The sequence below is a fragment of the Escherichia sp. 10290 genome (assembly GCF_030295155.1).
In the GTDB taxonomy this organism is placed as follows: domain Bacteria; phylum Pseudomonadota; class Gammaproteobacteria; order Enterobacterales; family Enterobacteriaceae; genus Escherichia; species Escherichia coli_F.
The window spans coordinates 547,766-564,810 of record NZ_AP025741.1 but is presented as its reverse complement, the minus strand read 5'-3'; the positions used below and the strand labels follow the sequence as shown (position 1 = coordinate 564,810).

The window sequence follows — 17,045 nt, the reverse complement described above, 5'->3', positions numbered from 1 at the left end:
GTAAAGCTCTGCGCCTGGTCAAATGACAACGTTCGTTTCCACCCATCTCTTCATGAAATCCCGGCTCTACCTCCTTATCTCCTGCCAGCCTTTTTCCACAATCAGATATACTTTCCCTACACTGTGTTAATAAGGATATGCTGGTGAGAACACGACATCTGGTCGGCCTTATTTCGGGAGTACTGATTCTTTCAGTATTGCTGCCTGTCGGCTTAAGCATCTGGCTGGCCCATCAGCAGGTAGAAACATCATTTATTGAAGAGCTGAATACGTATTCCTCCCGCGTCGCTATTCGGGCCAATAAGGTGGCGACACAAGGGAAAGATGCGCTGCAAGAGCTGGAAAGGTGGCAAGGTGCGGCCTGTAGCGCAGCCCATCTCATGGAAATGCGTCGGGTATCTTACAGTTATCGCTATATTCAGGAAGTGGTTTATATCGATAACAACGTTCCCCAGTGTTCGTCTCTGGAGCATGAAAGCCCGCCCGATACCTTCCCCGAGCCAGGTAAAATTTCGAAAGATGGTTATCGTGTCTGGTTAACATCGCATAACGATTTAGGCATTATCCGTTACATGGTTGCCATGGGAACGGCACATTATGTCGTCATGATCGACCCCGCTTCCTTTATTGATATCATTCCCTATAGCTCATGGCAAATTGATGCCGCCATTATTGGCAATGCCCATAACGTTGTGATAACCAGCAGTGATGAAATTGCTCAGGGAATTATTACCAGGCTACAAAAAACACCCGGTGAGCATATCGAAAATAATGGAATTATTTACGATATCCAGCCCTTCCCGGAGATGAATATTTCGATCATCACCTGGGCTTCAACGAAAATGTTGCAGAAAGGCTGGCATCGGCAAGTCTTTATTTGGTTACCGCTCGGGTTGGTGATTGGCCTGCTGGCAGCGATGTTTGTGCTGCGTATTTTGCGCCGTATCCAGTCACCGCATCATCGGCTGCAGGATGCTATCGAAAATCGTGATATTTGCGTGCACTATCAGCCGATTGTCTCCTTAGCCAATGGCAAAATTGTCGGTGCTGAGGCACTGGCGCGCTGGCCGCAGACAGACGGTAGTTGGTTGTCACCAGATAGTTTTATTCCGCTGGCACAGCAAACGGGGCTTTCTGAGCCGTTGACGCTACTGATTATAAAAAGTGTCTTTGAAGATATGGGCGACTGGCTGCGTCAGCATCCGCAGCAGCATATTTCGATCAATCTTGAATCCACCGTACTCACCTCGGAAAAAATCCCGCAATTGCTGCGTGAAATGATCAATCACTATCAGGTTAATCCCAGACAGATCGCGCTTGAACTCACTGAACGCGAGTTTGCCGATCCGAAAACCAGCGCCCCGATAATTTCTCGCTACCGGGAGGCGGGCCATGAAATTTATCTCGATGATTTTGGTACGGGGTATTCAAGTTTAAGCTATTTACAGGATCTGGATGTCGACATTCTGAAGATCGATAAATCTTTCGTTGATGCGCTGGAATATAAAAATGTCACGCCACATATCATCGAAATGGCAAAAACACTGAAACTGAAAATGGTAGCGGAGGGAATCGAAACCAGTAAACAAGAAGAGTGGCTACGCCAGCATGGCGTGCACTACGGCCAGGGCTGGCTCTACAGCAAGGCATTACCGAAAGAGGATTTCTTACGCTGGGCCGAGCAACATTTGTGAATTTTTGGGCTGACGGCACGCCGCACAGCCCGTCACGCTACCTATTCGTCGATGATTGACTCGAATCCGCCATAGATCATTCGCTTGCCATCAAACGGCATGGACTCGCCGAACTCCTTCATCCGTGGGTCCGACATCATCTTTTGATTAGCAGCGTCGCGGACCTCTTTTGAAGGGTATTCAATCCAGCTAAAGACAACCTCTTCATTCTCTTCCGCTTTCACCGCCATACGAAAATCGGTCACTTTGCCATCCGGTACATCGCTGGCCCAGCATTCGACAATACGAAGCGCGCCAAACTCTTTAAACAATGGCGCGGCCTTAGCGGCCATTTCCCGATAGGCATCCTTTTTATCGGCAGGAACGGCAACCACAAAACCATCAACATACTTCATCAGACATACCTCCGAAGCGTACTGCGCAGCCAGACAATTCTTGCGACGTCAGTTGTGGTTAAAGTTTAGCCATGTTGGGATTTTTTGACGAAACGGGGGGAGGCAGAAATGGGTGGGGGCCCTGCCAGCTACATCCCGGCACACGCGTCATCTGCCTTGGCTGCTTCCTTCCGGACCTGACCTGGTAAACAGAGTAGCGTTGCGGGAGAACCAACAGAGCCCCCATTGAGAGCGTTGAGAACCAACGCGCAGGCGCATTATCACTGCTGCCCCGGCTAATTGCAACCCATTGCGTGCCAGATGCTGGTTTCTTGCGCAATGCGGCTTCACTCGGGCGTTTTTCCAGATTATGCTGAAAAATTACCTCAGGAAGAAAAGATGGAAAAAGAAGATTCATTTCCCCAACGCGTCTGGCAAATCGTAGCCGCTATTCCCGAAGGCTATGTCACCACTTACGGTGATGTGGCGAAACTGGCGGGATCGCCCCGCGCCGCGCGCCAGGTGGGTGGTGTGTTAAAGCGTCTCCCGGAAGGCAGCACCTTGCCCTGGCATCGGGTGGTTAATCGCCACGGCACCATTTCGCTAACCGGACCGGATTTACAGCGTCAGCGACAGGCATTACTGGCAGAAGGTGTGATGGTGTCAGGAAGAGGGCAAATCGACTTGCAGCGTTATCGCTGGAACTACTAACCCTCTCCGGGCGGAGAGGGTTAACTTCGCTTAATATTGCGTAGGAGCCGGAACTGCCGAAGACGGATTCACCTGGGTTGGTGAGGTCGAAGGTACGGTAGTCGTTGCGCCACCGCTGGCCTGAACCGGCACGGCGGTTTGCTGCACCGGCACTAATGTCAGGTCCGCTTTGGTCCCGCCCTGGTTGATCACCGGCTGAACGGTATCGGTGATAAATACCAGTTTGTCATTCACGGTAATCGCCGCACTCAACAGAATACGCGCGTTCGGCTGAACGTCTGCCGGGTTAAATGGCAGAACAAAGCTGAATGGTGACTGTTTACCTTCAGTACGCACCGCTTTTTGCGCCAGCACTTTTGACGGTGCATCGGCTAATGATGCGTCAGAAAGTGTCACGGTCAGCACGGCATCAGGCGGCAGTGCGACTTTCTGACGGATCCAGACGGTACCGGAAACATTCGGTTGCTGGATAGCAGGTTGCTGTGTTGCTGAAATAGACGTATTTGCAGCCGGTGCTGGCGTCTGAATATCCGCGCTTTTATCTGCGCAAGCCGCCAACGCAATCGCAACCGCTAAACCACTGGCCATGTGCACGAGTTTCATTTACTTCTCCTTATTATCAATGCACCAGCGGGCTAACTTTCCTCGCCGGAAGAGTGGTTAACAAAATAGTAACGTCAACAAGTGTGGCACACATCACGCATTTCTGCCTGTAATTGGCTAGTAATTCAGACTATTGCACCCATCGGACCAGTGGCAAATTTGCGTTATACTCAACTCACTTTGGCTTGCTGCGGCAGCTTTGTTACTGGAGAGTTATATGAGTCAGGCGCTAAAAAATTTACTGACATTGTTAAATCTGGAAAAAATTGAGGAAGGACTCTTTCGCGGCCAGAGTGAAGATTTAGGTTTACGTCAGGTGTTTGGCGGCCAGGTCGTGGGTCAGGCCTTGTATGCTGCAAAAGAGACCGTCCCTGAAGAGCGGCTGGTACATTCGTTTCACAGCTACTTTCTTCGCCCAGGCGACAGTAAGAAGCCGATTATTTATGATGTCGAAACGTTGCGTGACGGTAACAGCTTCAGCGCCCGCCGGGTTGCTGCTATTCAAAACGGTAAACCGATTTTCTATATGACAGCCTCTTTCCAGGCTCCGGAAGCGGGTTTCGAACATCAAAAAGCTATGCCACCCGCACCCGCACCTGATGGCCTGCCTTCAGAAACGCAAATCGCCCAATCGCTGGCGCACCTGCTGCCGCCAGTGCTGAAAGATAAATTCATCTGCGATCGTCCGCTGGAAGTCCGTCCGGTGGAGTTTCATAACCCACTGAAAGGGCATGTCGCAGAACCGCATCGTCAGGTATGGATCCGCGCAAATGGTAGCGTGCCGGATGATCTGCGCGTTCATCAGTATCTGCTCGGTTACGCTTCTGATCTTAACTTCCTGCCGGTAGCTTTACAGCCGCACGGCATCGGTTTTCTCGAACCAGGGATTCAGATAGCGACCATCGACCATTCCATGTGGTTCCATCGCCCGTTTAATTTGAATGAATGGCTGCTGTATAGCGTGGAGAGCACCTCGGCGTCCAGCGCACGCGGCTTTGTACGCGGTGAGTTTTATACTCAGGACGGCGTGCTGGTTGCCTCGACCGTTCAGGAAGGGGTAATGCGTAATCACAATTAAAAAAATAGCCGGAGGTGAAAACCGTCCGGCTGTTTTTTGCAGTGCTTATTACGCGTTATAGGCATTTTCGCCGTGGCTGTTGACGTCCAACCCTTCTCGCTCCTGTTCTTCCGGTACACGCAGACCAACCGTCAGATCCGCCAGTTTGTAGCCAATAAACGCCACCACACCGGACCAGACAATCGTAATGGCAATGCTTTCCAGCTGTACCAGCAACTGATGGCCCATCGTCACACCTTCAGCGAAGCCCACGCCGCCCAGCGAGCTGGCGGCAAAAATCCCGGTCATGATACAGCCGACAATGCCACAAACGCCGTGCACACCGAAAACATCGCAGGGATCATCCACCCGCAGCAAGCGTTTGAGCATGGTAACGCCCCACAAGCCCGCCAGACCAGCTACCACGCCGATAATCAACGCGCCGCCAACACCAATGTAGCCACAGGCTGGCGTCACGCCGACCAGACCGGCAATCGCGCCTGAACACGCTCCCAGCAGTGAAGGCTTACCACGCAGCGCCCATTCACCGAAGATCCAGCCAAGAATTGCCGCCGCCGTTGCGACCACAGTATTCACAAATGCCAGTGCTGCGATTTCATTCGCCGTGCCCGCTGACCCGGCGTTAAAGCCAAACCAACCGATATAGAGAATGGCAGTACCGGTAAAGACCATCGGCAGGTTGTGCGGTTTAAACGCCTCTTTGCCGAAGCCCACGCGTTTGCCAATTAGATATGCGCCCACCAGACCTGCAATTGCGGCGTTAATGTGCACCACCGTGCCACCCGCAAAATCCAGCGCACCGTGAGAAGCCAGCAAACCGCCGCCCCAGACCATATGCGCAATCGGAATGTAAGAGAGCGTCAGCCACACCACCACGAAAATCAGCACAGCTGAGAAGCGGATCCGTTCCGCCAGCGCCCCGACGATCAAGCCTACGGTAATGCAGGCAAACGATCCCTGAAACGCCACGTGGATATACTGATAAATGCTGCCCATCACCGCCGTCAGTTCGATGTTTTTCAGCATCAACCAGTTAATGTTGCCAAAGAAGTTGTTGCCCTCACCAAACGCCAGCGAGTAACCGTAAACCACCCAGAGAATACAGACCAGTGCAAACGTCACCGTCACCTGCGTCAGCATCGACAGCACGTTTTTGCCGCGAATTAACCCACCGTAAAACAGGGCAATCCCCGGAATAGTCATAAACAGCACCAGCGCAGTACAAATCATCATAAACGCATTGTCGGCTTTATCGGCCACCGCAGGTGCAGCCATTACCAGTCCCGGCAGCATCGCCAGTGAAGCAAGCCCAGTTTTTATCGTCGCTATCTTCATTTTTCGTTCCTGTTGCTGTGTGCCAGAGATTACAGCGCCGCTTCGTCGGCTTCGCCGGTACGAATACGAATGACGCGTTGCAATTCAGCGACGAAGATTTTGCCGTCGCCAATTTTTCCGGTGTAAGCCGCTTTGCTGACGATATCGATCACTTCATCGAGTTGGTCATCAGCAATCGCCACATCAATTTTTACTTTTGGCAGAAAGTTGACGCTGTATTCCGCCCCCCGGTACAGCTCGGCATGCCCTTTCTGACGCCCGAAACCTTTCACTTCGGTGACGGTCAGGCCCTGAATACCAATGGAAGATAACGCTTCACGAACGTCTTCCAGCTTGAATGGTTTGATTATCACGGTCACCAGCTTCATAGATCCCCTCCGGTCAGAATTCGGTAATGGTTCTGCTACACGAATAAGGTATTGCAAGCGGTGTGCCAGAAATGAAAAACGAGAAAGAGAGCAGGAAGTTAAGAAGATTGAAAACAAAAACGCACTATGACAGTGCACAGTGCGTTACATTTTTGCACCAACGATGAAATATTGCGCTATTCAGGCGCTCAATGACTCCTCTTCACGCACGCTGGCTGCCAGCTCTTCGCCCGCAAGTTGCAGTTGATACATCTGCCAGTAGCGCCCCTGGGCGGCCAGCAGTTGCTGGTGAGTCCCCTGTTCCACAGCCTGACCACGATGAAGCACCAGAATGGTGTCGGCATCGACAATGGTCGATAAGCGGTGAGCTATCACCACAAGCGTAGTGTGTTCACGCACCGCCGCCAGTGCGTGTTGAATCGCCTGTTCAGTACCGGAGTCAATGCTGGCGGTTGCCTCATCAAGGATCAGGATTTGCGGCGTCTCCACCAGCACGCGCGCCAGTGCCAGCAGTTGCTTTTGCCCGACGGAGAGATTATTCCCTTGCTCGCCCAGCGGCGTATAAATACCATCGCTCATGCTGCGCGCCAACTCCGCCAGTTGCACAGTTTCCAGCGCCTGCCAGACGCGTTCTTCGGAGATATCACGTCCCAGCGTCACGTTGGCGAGGAATGTATCCGCCAGCACTACCGGATCTTGCTGCACCATTGCCACGCCCTGGCGCAGCGCGCTGTGACTTAGCGAACTTAATGGACGACCATCAAGGCGAATATCACCTTCCGTTAGCGGGTAATAGCCCATCAATAAACTGGCGAGGGTACTTTTACCACTGCCGGTATGCCCCACCAGCGCCACAAAGTTGCGCGAAGGCACCGAGAGATTAATGTTCTTCAGTACCAGATTGTCATCGCGATAAGCAAATGACACGTTATCGACTTCAATGTTGCCGCTCTGTAAGGGGCAATCATCATTGCCATATTGCTGGCGCGGCCCGTCCATCAGCTCAAACACGCGCTCACCAGCAACAACAGCCTGTTGCAGCATCGCCTGTTGCGTGGTCAGTTCGATTAAGGGTTCGTTAAGCCGCCCAAGATAGCTGATAAACGCATACAGTACGCCCACTTCAATGGTACCGCTGGCGGAGAAGCCAAACAGCATCAACAAGCCACAAAGAATGAGCGATGAAAACAGACTCAGCAGCGGACGCAGCAGAAAACCGTCGAGGCGCAGGGTTTGCATCCTCGCCATATAGTGTGAACGACTGGCCTCACCCATACGTTCGCCAAATCGCGCCTGCTGACGGAACTGCTGGATGACGCTCATGCCATTGATGATTTCGTTAAAGCCGTCGTTGATATCTGCCAGATAGGCGCGCACACGACGGACAATCGGCGTGCTGTAACGCTGGTATATCACCATTACCACCAGCACCACCGGGAAAATCATTATCGCTACCAGCGCCATTCGCCAGTCGAGACTAAACATCGCCACCAGCATCGCACCCACCAGGGCGGCGCTACGCAGGACCGTTGCCACTACGGTAACGTAGAGGTCGCGGATCACTTCAGTATCATTGGTAACGCGGGAAATCACCTGCCCGACAGGCTGGGTATCAAACTCGCTTAATGGCTGGCGCAACGCGGCATCCATCACGTCGGTACGCAACTGTTGCACTACACCTACTGCCGCCCGATTAAACAGCAGCGACTGCGCGTAATGTAGCCCGGCGGCAAACAGTTGTAGCCCAACATACGCCGCAGCCAGCCCGGCAACCACTTTCAACGGCAGGTTATTTTTCGCTACCATATTGTCGATAAAATAGCTGATAAGCAGCGGCCCACTGACTTCCGCCGCCGCCGCAACCCACATCATCAGGACCGCAATGCCCAGCGGTTTCCGCCACGGTGAACCGTACGCTAACAAGCGTTTGAGAGTTGGCCAGAGTTGGCTAAAACTACGCATCAACGGCCTCCTCGCGAATTTCCGGAGCGTCGTCGAGCGCCGCCTCCAGTTGTTGATAGCGATACATATCGCGATACCAGCCGCTTTGTTGTGCCAGCACATCATGATTGCCACGCTGGGCGATATGTCCGTGCTGCATCACAATAATTTCACTGGCTTCCGTCAGTGCCGAAAGGCGATGGGCACTGATGATTACCGTTCTTCCCTGCCCCCACTGACGCAGGTTATGCAGGATCTGGTGCTCTGTGCGTCCGTCCACCGCCGAAAGCGCATCATCAAGGATGAGGATTTCCGCGTTGACTAATAACGCACGAGCAATGGAGATACGCTGTTTTTGCCCACCAGAAAGCATCACGCCGCGCTCGCCCACCTCTGTATCGTAACCTTGCGGTAGACGCAAAATATCGTCATGTACGCTGGCTAACCGCGCGACATGCTCAATCTCTTGTTGGGTGGCATTCGGGCAACCCAGCGCGATGTTGTTCGCCACGGTGTCGGAAAAAAGGAATGGCGTCTGGCTGACCACCGCCAGGCGGCTACGCCAGCTATCGAGTTGTAACTTCGTCAGAGGAATATCATGAAAGCGAATATCCCCCTCGCTGACGTCGAAATGACGCTGAATGAGCGACAACAGGGTACTTTTGCCGGAACCAGTCGGCCCGCAGATACCCAGCATCTGACCGGGTTTCAGGGCGAAATTGACGTTTTCCAGCGCAGGATGGTCAGTCTGCGGATACATAAACTGGCGAATATTTACATCCAGTTCACCACGACCTTCTGGCACGGGTTCGCTACCATCGTTCACCACCGGCGCTTCCGCCAGCATCGCGCGAATACGGCTGTACGCAGCACTACCACGCTCCACTATGTTAAACATCCATGCCAGCGCCAGCATCGGCCAAATCATCAGACCTAAATACATCATAAAACTGGTGAGCTGGCCCAGCGTTAAACTGCCCTGCACCACCATCCAACTACCGCCGCCAATCGCCAGCAAGTTCGCCATACCAATCGCGATATAGATGGTCGGGTCGAAACGAGCATCAATACGCGCCACCCGCATGTTTTTCTTACCGGTGTCTTCAGCATCTGCGGCAAATAACGCAGACTGACGATCTTCCAGACCAAAGGCTTTGATCATGCGGATACTGGTGAGGCTTTCCTGGGTGCGGTCATTAAGACTGGAAAACGCCGCCTGTGCCAGCTTAAAGCGTTCATGCAAGGCATCGCCGTTGCGCTTAATCATGATCGCCATCACTGGCATAGGTAACAGGGCAAATAAGGTCAACTGCCAGCTAATTTGCGTAGACATCATAATCAACACAGCGCAGCCCATCACCAGTGAATCCACCAGCGTCAGCACCCCTTCTCCGGCGGCAAACACGACCCGATCGACGTCATTGGTCGCACGAGCCATGAGGTCCCCCGTGCGATGACGCAGGTAAAACTCAGGATGCTGCCGGCTTAGCTGACGGTAATAATCTTCACGCAGTTCAACAGCCAGTTGATAAGACGCGCCAAACAGCAATACGCGCCAGACGTAACGCAGGAGATAAACCACAACAGCAATCAGCACCATGGTGGCGATCCACATCAGGATCTGCCCGGTAGTAAAGTGTTGTTCTGTCACGCCATCGACAACAATACCAACCACTTTCGGCGGAACCAGTTGCAGCATCGCGATAATGACAAGCAAGGCAACAGCCCCGAGATAGCGACGCCATTCCCGACGGAAATACCAGCTTAATTGAGCAAATAATCGCACGCGTAGTGTCCTGACCTGATTCTGGATATTTATTCGATGGGTAAAGAAGTGGTGTATTTAATCTGTTCCATCGCGAAGCTGGAAGTGACGTCCGACAGCCCCGGCACGCTGTTTACCAGACGCTTATAAAACTCGTCGTAGCGTTTCATGTCGGCAACCTGGACGCGCATCAGATAATCGTATTCCCCGGCCATGCGCCAGAACCCCAGCACTTCTGGCATTTCAGTAACCACCGTCACAAAGCGGCAATACCATTCGCTGCTGTGATGTTGCGTTTTTATCAGCACAAAGGCGGTCAGACCGAGGCCAATTTTTTCCGGGTCCAACAGGGCGACTTTGCCGATAAGGATACCGTCATCCTCCAACCGTTTCAGTCGCTTCCAGCAAGGCGTGGTTGTCAGATTAACGGCTTCAGCCAATGCCTGCAAAGAGAGGGTGCAATCCTGCTGTAGTAAGGCCAGCAGCTTACGGTCAATTTTATCTAACATAACCCTTCCACAGAGAATTTTTTTCTCTTTTAATTCTATTTTAAAGGTGAAATCGCGACAATTTATTCTGTGCGGTTTAAACATCACGGCACAAAATGACAAATTCAACGCAAAAAAAACCGGGCAATTGCCCGGTGCTGGAAGGGATCTCGTTATTCGGGGGAATAAGGTAGATGTGGATAGTCCAGCCAGTGCGTCAAATAGTGAGAGACCGCCTGATTTCGGCAATGTCCAATCACCGGTAAATGCGGGAGCTCCGCGCGCAGTTGCGGCATCGCATTGCCCATAATAAAGCCACTACCGACGCTGCCTAACATTTCGCGATCGTTCATCGCATCACCAAAGGCCATGCATTCGCGCAACGATAAACCTAAATGTTGGGTCAGCACCGTCAATGCAGCGCCTTTATTGCAGCCCACCGGGAGCACTTCGAGGCAATCCGTCGCGGAAAAACACAAATGTGCACGCTCGCCTAATGCTTCGTGTAGTTGGATCTGCAAGCGTGTAAGATCGTCGTGATCGCCACAGAAGCAGATCTTGGTGACGCTGCCGAGTGGCATTTTTTTAACATCGATTATCTGATAACGAAAACCGCTATAGACAAATGCCTGCAACAACGCAGGGATCTCTTTTCCGGTAAACCAACCATCGTCATTGAAAATATGCATGCTGGCTCGGGTATCCCATTGCTGATACAGCACCAGCTCTGCCACATCCGCAGGTAAATCATCACGATGTAAAAGTTCACCTTCCAGAGAATGCACGCGCGTTCCGTTGCCGGTAATCAAATACGCATCCAGCGATAGCGCCCCGAGAATATGCTGCATCTCCAGCGCATGACGACCTGTGGCGAAAGTGAGGGTAATGTCGCGTTCACGCAGTCGTGCCAAAGTAGAGAGTGTTTTCTCACCTAAATGATGGTCAGGCATCAATAAAGTGCCGTCCATATCAAATGCTGCCAGACGAGCCATTTCTTTCTCCACTCTGTGACACGGTTAATAGTGATTGAGTATCACCTGATATATACGGAAGTAATAGTGAATAGTTAAATAATATTGTTCCGGGTTTATATGCGACTGCTCAACCGTCTTAACCAGTATCAACGTCTGTGGCAACCTTCCGCCGGAAAGCCGCAAACCGTCACCGTCAGCGAACTGGCCGAACGCTGTTTTTGCAGCGAACGCCATGTTCGTACTCTGTTACGCCAGGCACAGGAGGCGGGATGGCTGGAGTGGCAGGCGCAGTCAGGACGCGGAAAGCGCGGTCAACTACGCTTTCTGGTCACGCCGGAATCGCTACGCAATGCGATGATGGAACAGGCGCTGGAAACCGGAAAGCAGCAAGATGTGCTGGAGCTGGCGCAACTGGCCCCAGGTGAGCTGCGCACTCTGTTACAGCCGTTTATGGGCGGACAATGGCAAAACGACACGCCAACGTTGCGTATTCCCTACTATCGCCCGCTCGAACCGTTACAACCGGGCTTTTTGCCCGGCCGTGCCGAGCAGCATCTCGCCGGGCAAATATTTTCCGGCCTGACCCGCTTCGATAATCATACCCAGCGCCCGATTGGCGATTTAGCGCATCACTGGGAAACCTCTACTGACGGGTTACGCTGGGACTTTTATATTCGCTCAACCCTACACTGGCATAACGGCGATGCAGTAAAAGCCACACAGTTACACCAGCGGTTAATGATGCTGTTACAGCTGCCGGCACTGCATCAATTATTTATTAGCGTGAAGCGTATTGAAGTCACCCATCCGCAGTGTCTGACCTTCTTTTTACATCGCCCTGATTACTGGCTTGCGCACCGGCTGGCGAGCTATTGCAGCCATCTGGCGCATCCGCAATTCCCCCTGATCGGCACTGGTCCTTTTCGCTTAACACAATTCACAGCGGAACTGGTGCGCCTGGAGAGTCATGATTATTACCATTTACGTCATCCGCTGCTTAAAGCGGTTGAGTACTGGATAACTCCGCCGCTTTTCGAAAAAGATTTGGGAACCAGTTGTCGGCATCCCGTGCAAATCACTATCGGCAAACCTGAGGAGCTGCAACGGGTCAGCCAGGTCAGTAGTGGCATCAGTTTAGGTTTTTGCTATTTAACGTTGCGCAAAAGTCCCCGACTGTCCCTCTGGCAGGCGCGAAAAGTGATCTCCATTATTCATCAATCCGGTTTATTACAAACGTTAGAAGTCGGAGAAAACCTGATCACCGCCAGTCATGCATTACTGCCTGGCTGGACTATTCCACAATGGCAAGTACCGGATGAAGTCAAACTACCGAAAACCTTGACGCTGGTTTACCACCTGCCGATAGAACTTCATACCATGGCAGAACGCTTACAGGCGACGCTGGCCGCGGAAGGCTGTGAACTTACAATTATTTTTCATAACGCAAAAAACTGGGACGACACGACCCTACTGGCACACGCAGACCTCATGATGGGCGACAGGTTAATTGGCGAAGCGCCGGAATATACCCTGGAGCAATGGCTGCGATGCGATCCGCTGTGGCCACATGTTTTCGACGCTCCAGCATTTTCACATCTGCAATCGACACTGAACGCAGTGCAAGTAATGCCTGATGAGGAAAACCGATTTAATGCCCTGAAAACGGTCTTTAGCCAGTTAATGGCAGACGCGACACTGACGCCGCTGTTCAACTATCACTATCGCATTAGCGCTCCACCCGGCGTGAATGGTGTGCGACTGACTCCGCGCGGCTGGTTTGAATTTACCGAAGCCTGGCTTCCCGCACCGTCACAATGAATAGCTGGTCCGGGTTAATCGCAGGCGTTACCATAACGCTTTTATTGTTCAAGCAGGATTATCTATGAAACGTGCTGTCGTTGTGTTCAGTGGAGGCCAGGATTCCTCCACCTGTCTGGTGCAGGCATTACAACAATATGATGAAGTCCATTGCGTGACGTTCGATTACGGTCAGCGACATCGCGCGGAAATCGACGTGGCACGCGAACTGGCGCTGAAACTGGGGGCACGCGCGCATAAGGTTCTTGATGTAACGCTGCTCAACGAGCTGGCGGTCAGCAGCCTGACGCGTGACAGCATTCCGGTGCCTGATTATGAACCTGAAGCTGATGGCATCCCGAATACGTTTGTCCCTGGACGTAATATTTTGTTCCTGACACTGGCGGCAATATATGCGTATCAGGTAAAAGCAGAAGCCGTAATTACCGGCGTCTGCGAAACGGATTTCTCCGGTTACCCGGATTGCCGCGATGAGTTTGTGAAAGCACTAAACCATGCCGTCAGTTTAGGCATGGCGAAAGATATTCGTTTTGAAACGCCGCTGATGTGGATTGATAAAGCGGAAACCTGGGCGCTGGCTGATTATTACGGCAAACTAGATTTAGTCCGTAACGAAACGTTGACCTGTTATAACGGCATTAAAGGCGACGGTTGCGGTCATTGTGCGGCGTGTAATTTACGCTCCAACGGTTTGCATCATTATCTGGCCGATAAACCGACGGTGATGGCAGCGATGAAGCAGAAAACCGGGTTGAAGTAATTATTCCGGGTGTCGCCGGATGCGGCTTGAGCATCCGGCACCACAAAACGTTTACTTAACCATCTGCTCCAGCTTTTCGCGCAATTCCCCTTCCAGAGCTAATGCTTTCTGCGTTTTAAGATCAATACAAACAAACGTAATAAGCGCATCCGCGACCACCTGCCCTTCCGGCTCCAGTGTAATGACCTGGCTTAAGATGCCGCTTTTACCGTTTAATTGCTGCAACTGACTGGTAATGGTTAACAGGTCGCTTAATACCGCCGGGCGACGATAATTAATATTGATATTGACCACGATGAAGGCAATGTTATGGGCGGTCATCCACTGGAAACTTTCGCTATTTTCTAGTCCATCCCAGCGGGCTTCTTCCAGAAATTCAAGGTAGCGGGCATTGTTAACGTGCTGGTAGACATCGAGATGATATCCACGAACTTTGATTTGTGTTTGCATAGCGCAATAACCTTACGTTGTTGTTATAAGAACTGTTATAAGTACAGAGGTCATAACTGGTATGACCTCTTCAGTCTGGCAAAAATTTGCCACTATGCAAATTAATTACAGGGTTAATACCGCCAGATTACGTTCCACCAGCGAATTGCCCATCCCCGGCACCTGCTTGAGATCCTCCACCGTTTTAAACGGACCGTACTCTTCGCGATAACTGACAATCGCCTGCGCCTTCTTCAGGCCAACGCCATTCATCGCGCGGGCTAACTCTTCCGCGCTGGCATTATTAATGCTGACCCGGGTACCTTCTTCGTCACTGGCTTTAGTCGGTACTGCTGCTTTACTTTGTGCTGCAGGAGCTTCCGCTTTGGTTTCTACCGTTGTCGGTTTCGCCGCAGGAGCTGCCGCCAGCGCGCTATGAGACATTCCGGCACAGGCCAGGGACAGGGTAATGAGCAGTGCTTTAATTCCGTGTTTCATACTGTTTTCTCCTTGTTTGTTAACAGTGGAATCACCTTAACGACAGTGAAAACAGGAAACAAATGGCAATGTTCAGAAATGGAAAAGGCCGCGAAAGCGACCTTTTCTTGTTACAGCTGCAAAGCATTTTTTTGCGAGGCGGCTTCAGGATTATTGCTGTTCCAGCGCATCGCCAATTTTGATTTTCGCCTCTTTACGCAGGTTACTCATCAGAGCTTCAAAGACGATTTGTGCGTTGTTCTGGGTGATACCCTGCACCATCGCTTTTTTCTGATCTTCCGGCATTGAACCTTGTTTCACTTCATCCAGCGCCAGCAGAACCACATTACCTTGCATATCGGTCGCCATACCGTAGCTCGGTTTGTCTTTCGCTGGCAGTGGCAGTGCAAACGCCGCCTGGCTAATCGGGTCACGACCGGAACGGCTTAAGGTTTTCGGCTCGCCAAATTTCAGACCGGCGGCCTGCATAGCTTCTGCACCTTTGCCGGCTTTCAAATCAACCAGCAGTTTTTCAGCATCCACTTTCGCCTGTTGTTCAGCTTTGTTGTGCTGAACCAGTGCCTTAACTTGTTCCTGAACATCTGCCAACGGTTTCACCGCTTCCGGTTTGTGCTCGCTGATGCGCAGCACGAATGCGCGGTCGCCGTCTACGGTGATGATGTCAGAGTTGATGCCCGGTGCGCCGTTTTCACCTACCAGACCGCCATTAAAGATAGCGTCTGCAACCGGCTTAAAGTTCAACTCTTCCGGCAGGTTATCTTTGCTGAACCAACCCGTCTGAGTGGCTTTTACGCCCGCAGCTTGCTCTGCACCGGCCAGAGACTCGGTATCATTGCTTGCTGCATCGCTCACTTTCTGCTGCAGTGCGTAGTACGCATCGAGGGCTTTTTCGTGTTTCACTTTCGCCGCGACATCGTCACGCACTTCGTCTAACGACTTCACTTTCGCTGGCTGAATGTCGTCCAGACGTACAATCAGGAAACCGACCGAGGATTTGATGACACCAGAGAGTTGGCCTTTTTCTTTCAGACCAGCATTTTTCAGTTCGTCCGGGATAGTGGCATCTTCTAACCAACCCATATCGCCGCCGTTACGGGCAGAGATAATATCGGCAGATTTTTCTTTGGCTAACGCAGCAAAATCACCGCCTTTATTCAGCTCATCAAGTACCGCTTTCGCTTCATCTTCAGTTTTGGTCTGGATGATGCTGTAGCGGGTACGCTGCGGCTGGGTGAATTGATCCTGATGCTGATCGTAGTAGCTCTGGATATCCGCATCGCTAACCGGTTGCTGCATCGTTGCGGCATCCAGCTTGATGTAACTCACGCGGAATTGTTCCGGCGTCATGAAATTGTTTTTGTTTTGTTCGTAGTAGCTGGCAATTTCCTGTTCGGTCACAGGCTGCTTCGCCGCCAGCGCGTTAACATCGATAGTCGCTTCACGTACCACGCGTTGTTGAGCTACCAGTGCCGCCAGCTCGTCGGTTTCACCTTTCAGCATAAAATCGGTACCGGCAACGCCGTTAATCAGCTGTTGGGTAGTGAGCTGGTTACGTAGCGCCTGGGCGTACTGATCGGCGGTCATCCCCATCTGGTTGAGGATACCGTTATAGCGGCTGTTATCAAATTTGCCGTCAACCTGGAAGGCTGGGGTCGCGAAAATCGCCTGTTTAACCTGCTCATCACTGATACCCAGTTTCAGCTCACGAGCGTACTGATCCAGCAGCGCCTCGTCGATCAGACGATTCAGCACCTGTTGACGCAGGGTTTTCATATAGCCTTCGTTCGCTGCAAGCTCAGAGTATTGATCGCCCAGCTGTTGCTGCATGCGATTACGCTCGCTGTTGAAGGCGTTCTCGAACTGCCCACGGCTGATTTCCTGGTCATTCACTTTTGCGGCGTAGTTATTGCCTCCGCCAATCAGGTAACCACTCACGCCGGTCAATATGAACGACACGATAATGATACCGAAAATAATCTTGAGCACGAGACTGTTTGCAGCCGTGCGTAAGCTGTCCATCATGGTGTAACAACACTCCGCTGTAGATGACTGTGTACCTCACGCAACGTATCGATGCGCGCAAAGGCCTATTGTGACAAGAAACGGGGGCAATTGTCAGCCCACAAGACGCAGAAAGTCACCGAATACAAATAAAAAAGGCACATCAGTAGATGCGCCCTTGAACTTCGTCACATCCCCACTGGGGACA

General features: G+C 51.9%; 16 protein-coding genes and 1 other RNA gene. 5 read left to right on the top strand and 12 right to left on the bottom strand.

The window, feature by feature from the left end:
• Nucleotides 1-143: 143 nt before the first annotated feature.
• Entirely contained in the window at nucleotides 144-1,694 is a 1,551-nt protein-coding gene (gene pdeB / locus QUE74_RS02700; protein WP_001355176.1) for a cyclic di-3',5'-guanosine monophosphate phosphodiesterase PdeB, read from the top strand.
• 41 nt (nucleotides 1,695-1,735) lie between these two features.
• Here pdeB and QUE74_RS02695 read toward each other — a convergent pair whose 3' ends face one another.
• Nucleotides 1,736-2,089: a DUF1428 domain-containing protein gene (locus tag QUE74_RS02695; protein WP_000878140.1), complete on the bottom strand. Its 354-nt coding sequence runs from the start codon at nucleotides 2,087-2,089 to the stop codon at nucleotides 1,736-1,738.
• 119 nt (nucleotides 2,090-2,208) lie between these two features.
• Nucleotides 2,209-2,305, bottom strand: an RNA gene (ffs, locus tag QUE74_RS02690) — signal recognition particle sRNA small type.
• Between the two features lie 162 nt (nucleotides 2,306-2,467).
• Between ffs and QUE74_RS02685 the strand changes: the two genes are divergently transcribed.
• Complete coding sequence (locus QUE74_RS02685) at nucleotides 2,468-2,779, top strand: MGMT family protein (protein ID WP_000409907.1); 312 nt, start codon at nucleotides 2,468-2,470, stop codon at nucleotides 2,777-2,779.
• Nucleotides 2,780-2,809: 30 nt separating this feature from the next.
• Here QUE74_RS02685 and QUE74_RS02680 read toward each other — a convergent pair whose 3' ends face one another.
• A complete protein-coding gene (locus QUE74_RS02680) occupies nucleotides 2,810-3,382 on the bottom strand; it encodes a YbaY family lipoprotein (protein ID WP_000779831.1) in 573 nt (190 codons plus the stop codon).
• A gap of 217 nt (nucleotides 3,383-3,599) precedes the next feature.
• On the opposite strand from QUE74_RS02680, the gene tesB reads away from it, so the two are divergent.
• Nucleotides 3,600-4,460 (top strand): acyl-CoA thioesterase II, encoded by an 861-nt coding sequence (gene tesB / locus QUE74_RS02675; protein WP_001353401.1) that lies wholly within the window; start codon nucleotides 3,600-3,602, stop codon nucleotides 4,458-4,460.
• Nucleotides 4,461-4,508: 48 nt separating this feature from the next.
• On the opposite strand, the gene amtB is transcribed toward tesB, so the two are convergent.
• The 6 genes from amtB to cof all read right to left on the bottom strand — a co-directional run bounded on the left by amtB (nucleotide 4,509) and on the right by cof (nucleotide 11,349).
• Nucleotides 4,509-5,795, bottom strand: coding sequence for an ammonium transporter AmtB (gene amtB / locus QUE74_RS02670; protein ID WP_000685029.1), 1,287 nt, complete (start codon nucleotides 5,793-5,795; stop codon nucleotides 4,509-4,511).
• Nucleotides 5,796-5,824: 29 nt separating this feature from the next.
• Nucleotides 5,825-6,163, bottom strand: coding sequence for a P-II family nitrogen regulator (gene glnK, locus QUE74_RS02665; protein WP_000780338.1), 339 nt, complete (start codon nucleotides 6,161-6,163; stop codon nucleotides 5,825-5,827).
• A gap of 180 nt (nucleotides 6,164-6,343) precedes the next feature.
• Complete coding sequence (locus QUE74_RS02660) at nucleotides 6,344-8,125, bottom strand: SmdB family multidrug efflux ABC transporter permease/ATP-binding protein (RefSeq protein WP_001256194.1); 1,782 nt, start codon at nucleotides 8,123-8,125, stop codon at nucleotides 6,344-6,346.
• Nucleotides 8,118-9,890: a SmdA family multidrug ABC transporter permease/ATP-binding protein gene (locus tag QUE74_RS02655; RefSeq protein ID WP_001235620.1), complete on the bottom strand. Its 1,773-nt coding sequence runs from the start codon at nucleotides 9,888-9,890 to the stop codon at nucleotides 8,118-8,120. Before QUE74_RS02655 ends, QUE74_RS02660 begins: the two co-directional genes overlap by 8 nt.
• Before the next feature lie 29 nt (nucleotides 9,891-9,919).
• Complete coding sequence (gene decR / locus QUE74_RS02650) at nucleotides 9,920-10,378, bottom strand: DNA-binding transcriptional regulator DecR (protein ID WP_000884589.1); 459 nt, start codon at nucleotides 10,376-10,378, stop codon at nucleotides 9,920-9,922.
• A 152-nt stretch (nucleotides 10,379-10,530) separates the two neighbouring features.
• The gene (cof, locus tag QUE74_RS02645) at nucleotides 10,531-11,349 is read right to left on the bottom strand and encodes an HMP-PP phosphatase (RefSeq protein WP_001355173.1); all 819 of its coding nucleotides are present in this window, start codon (nucleotides 11,347-11,349) and stop codon (nucleotides 10,531-10,533) included.
• Between the two features lie 99 nt (nucleotides 11,350-11,448).
• On the opposite strand from cof, the gene QUE74_RS02640 reads away from it, so the two are divergent.
• Nucleotides 11,449-13,149 (top strand): SgrR family transcriptional regulator, encoded by a 1,701-nt coding sequence (locus QUE74_RS02640; protein ID WP_001238213.1) that lies wholly within the window; start codon nucleotides 11,449-11,451, stop codon nucleotides 13,147-13,149.
• A gap of 64 nt (nucleotides 13,150-13,213) precedes the next feature.
• Nucleotides 13,214-13,909, top strand: coding sequence for a 7-cyano-7-deazaguanine synthase QueC (gene queC / locus QUE74_RS02635; protein WP_000817196.1), 696 nt, complete (start codon nucleotides 13,214-13,216; stop codon nucleotides 13,907-13,909).
• Nucleotides 13,910-13,960: 51 nt separating this feature from the next.
• Here queC and fadM read toward each other — a convergent pair whose 3' ends face one another.
• The 3 genes from fadM to ppiD all read right to left on the bottom strand — a co-directional run bounded on the left by fadM (nucleotide 13,961) and on the right by ppiD (nucleotide 16,858).
• Entirely contained in the window at nucleotides 13,961-14,359 is a 399-nt protein-coding gene (gene fadM / locus QUE74_RS02630) for a long-chain acyl-CoA thioesterase FadM (RefSeq protein WP_001194546.1), read from the bottom strand.
• Nucleotides 14,360-14,464: 105 nt separating this feature from the next.
• Nucleotides 14,465-14,836: a helix-hairpin-helix domain-containing protein gene (locus QUE74_RS02625; protein WP_000680297.1), complete on the bottom strand. Its 372-nt coding sequence runs from the start codon at nucleotides 14,834-14,836 to the stop codon at nucleotides 14,465-14,467.
• A gap of 150 nt (nucleotides 14,837-14,986) precedes the next feature.
• The gene (ppiD, locus tag QUE74_RS02620) at nucleotides 14,987-16,858 is read right to left on the bottom strand and encodes a peptidylprolyl isomerase (protein ID WP_000969382.1); all 1,872 of its coding nucleotides are present in this window, start codon (nucleotides 16,856-16,858) and stop codon (nucleotides 14,987-14,989) included.
• Between the last annotated feature and the right edge of the window lie 187 nt (nucleotides 16,859-17,045).

Excerpts from the sequence above, each read along its gene's own strand:
- QUE74_RS02695 (WP_000878140.1), bottom strand. The coding sequence starts at position 2,089 with ATGAAGTATGTTGATGGTTTTGTGGTTGCCGTTCCTGCCGATAAAAAG.
- QUE74_RS02685 (WP_000409907.1), top strand. The coding sequence starts at position 2,468 with ATGGAAAAAGAAGATTCATTTCCCCAACGCGTCTGGCAAATCGTAGCC.
- QUE74_RS02680 (WP_000779831.1), bottom strand. The coding sequence starts at position 3,382 with ATGAAACTCGTGCACATGGCCAGTGGTTTAGCGGTTGCGATTGCGTTG.
- tesB (WP_001353401.1), top strand. The coding sequence starts at position 3,600 with ATGAGTCAGGCGCTAAAAAATTTACTGACATTGTTAAATCTGGAAAAA.
- amtB (WP_000685029.1), bottom strand. The coding sequence starts at position 5,795 with ATGAAGATAGCGACGATAAAAACTGGGCTTGCTTCACTGGCGATGCTG.
- glnK (WP_000780338.1), bottom strand. The coding sequence starts at position 6,163 with ATGAAGCTGGTGACCGTGATAATCAAACCATTCAAGCTGGAAGACGTT.
- QUE74_RS02660 (WP_001256194.1), bottom strand. The coding sequence starts at position 8,125 with ATGCGTAGTTTTAGCCAACTCTGGCCAACTCTCAAACGCTTGTTAGCG.
- decR (WP_000884589.1), bottom strand. The coding sequence starts at position 10,378 with ATGTTAGATAAAATTGACCGTAAGCTGCTGGCCTTACTACAGCAGGAT.
- cof (WP_001355173.1), bottom strand. The coding sequence starts at position 11,349 with ATGGCTCGTCTGGCAGCATTTGATATGGACGGCACTTTATTGATGCCT.
- QUE74_RS02640 (WP_001238213.1), top strand. The coding sequence starts at position 11,449 with ATGCGACTGCTCAACCGTCTTAACCAGTATCAACGTCTGTGGCAACCT.
- queC (WP_000817196.1), top strand. The coding sequence starts at position 13,214 with ATGAAACGTGCTGTCGTTGTGTTCAGTGGAGGCCAGGATTCCTCCACC.
- fadM (WP_001194546.1), bottom strand. The coding sequence starts at position 14,359 with ATGCAAACACAAATCAAAGTTCGTGGATATCATCTCGATGTCTACCAG.
- QUE74_RS02625 (WP_000680297.1), bottom strand. The coding sequence starts at position 14,836 with ATGAAACACGGAATTAAAGCACTGCTCATTACCCTGTCCCTGGCCTGT.
- ppiD (WP_000969382.1), bottom strand. The coding sequence starts at position 16,858 with ATGATGGACAGCTTACGCACGGCTGCAAACAGTCTCGTGCTCAAGATT.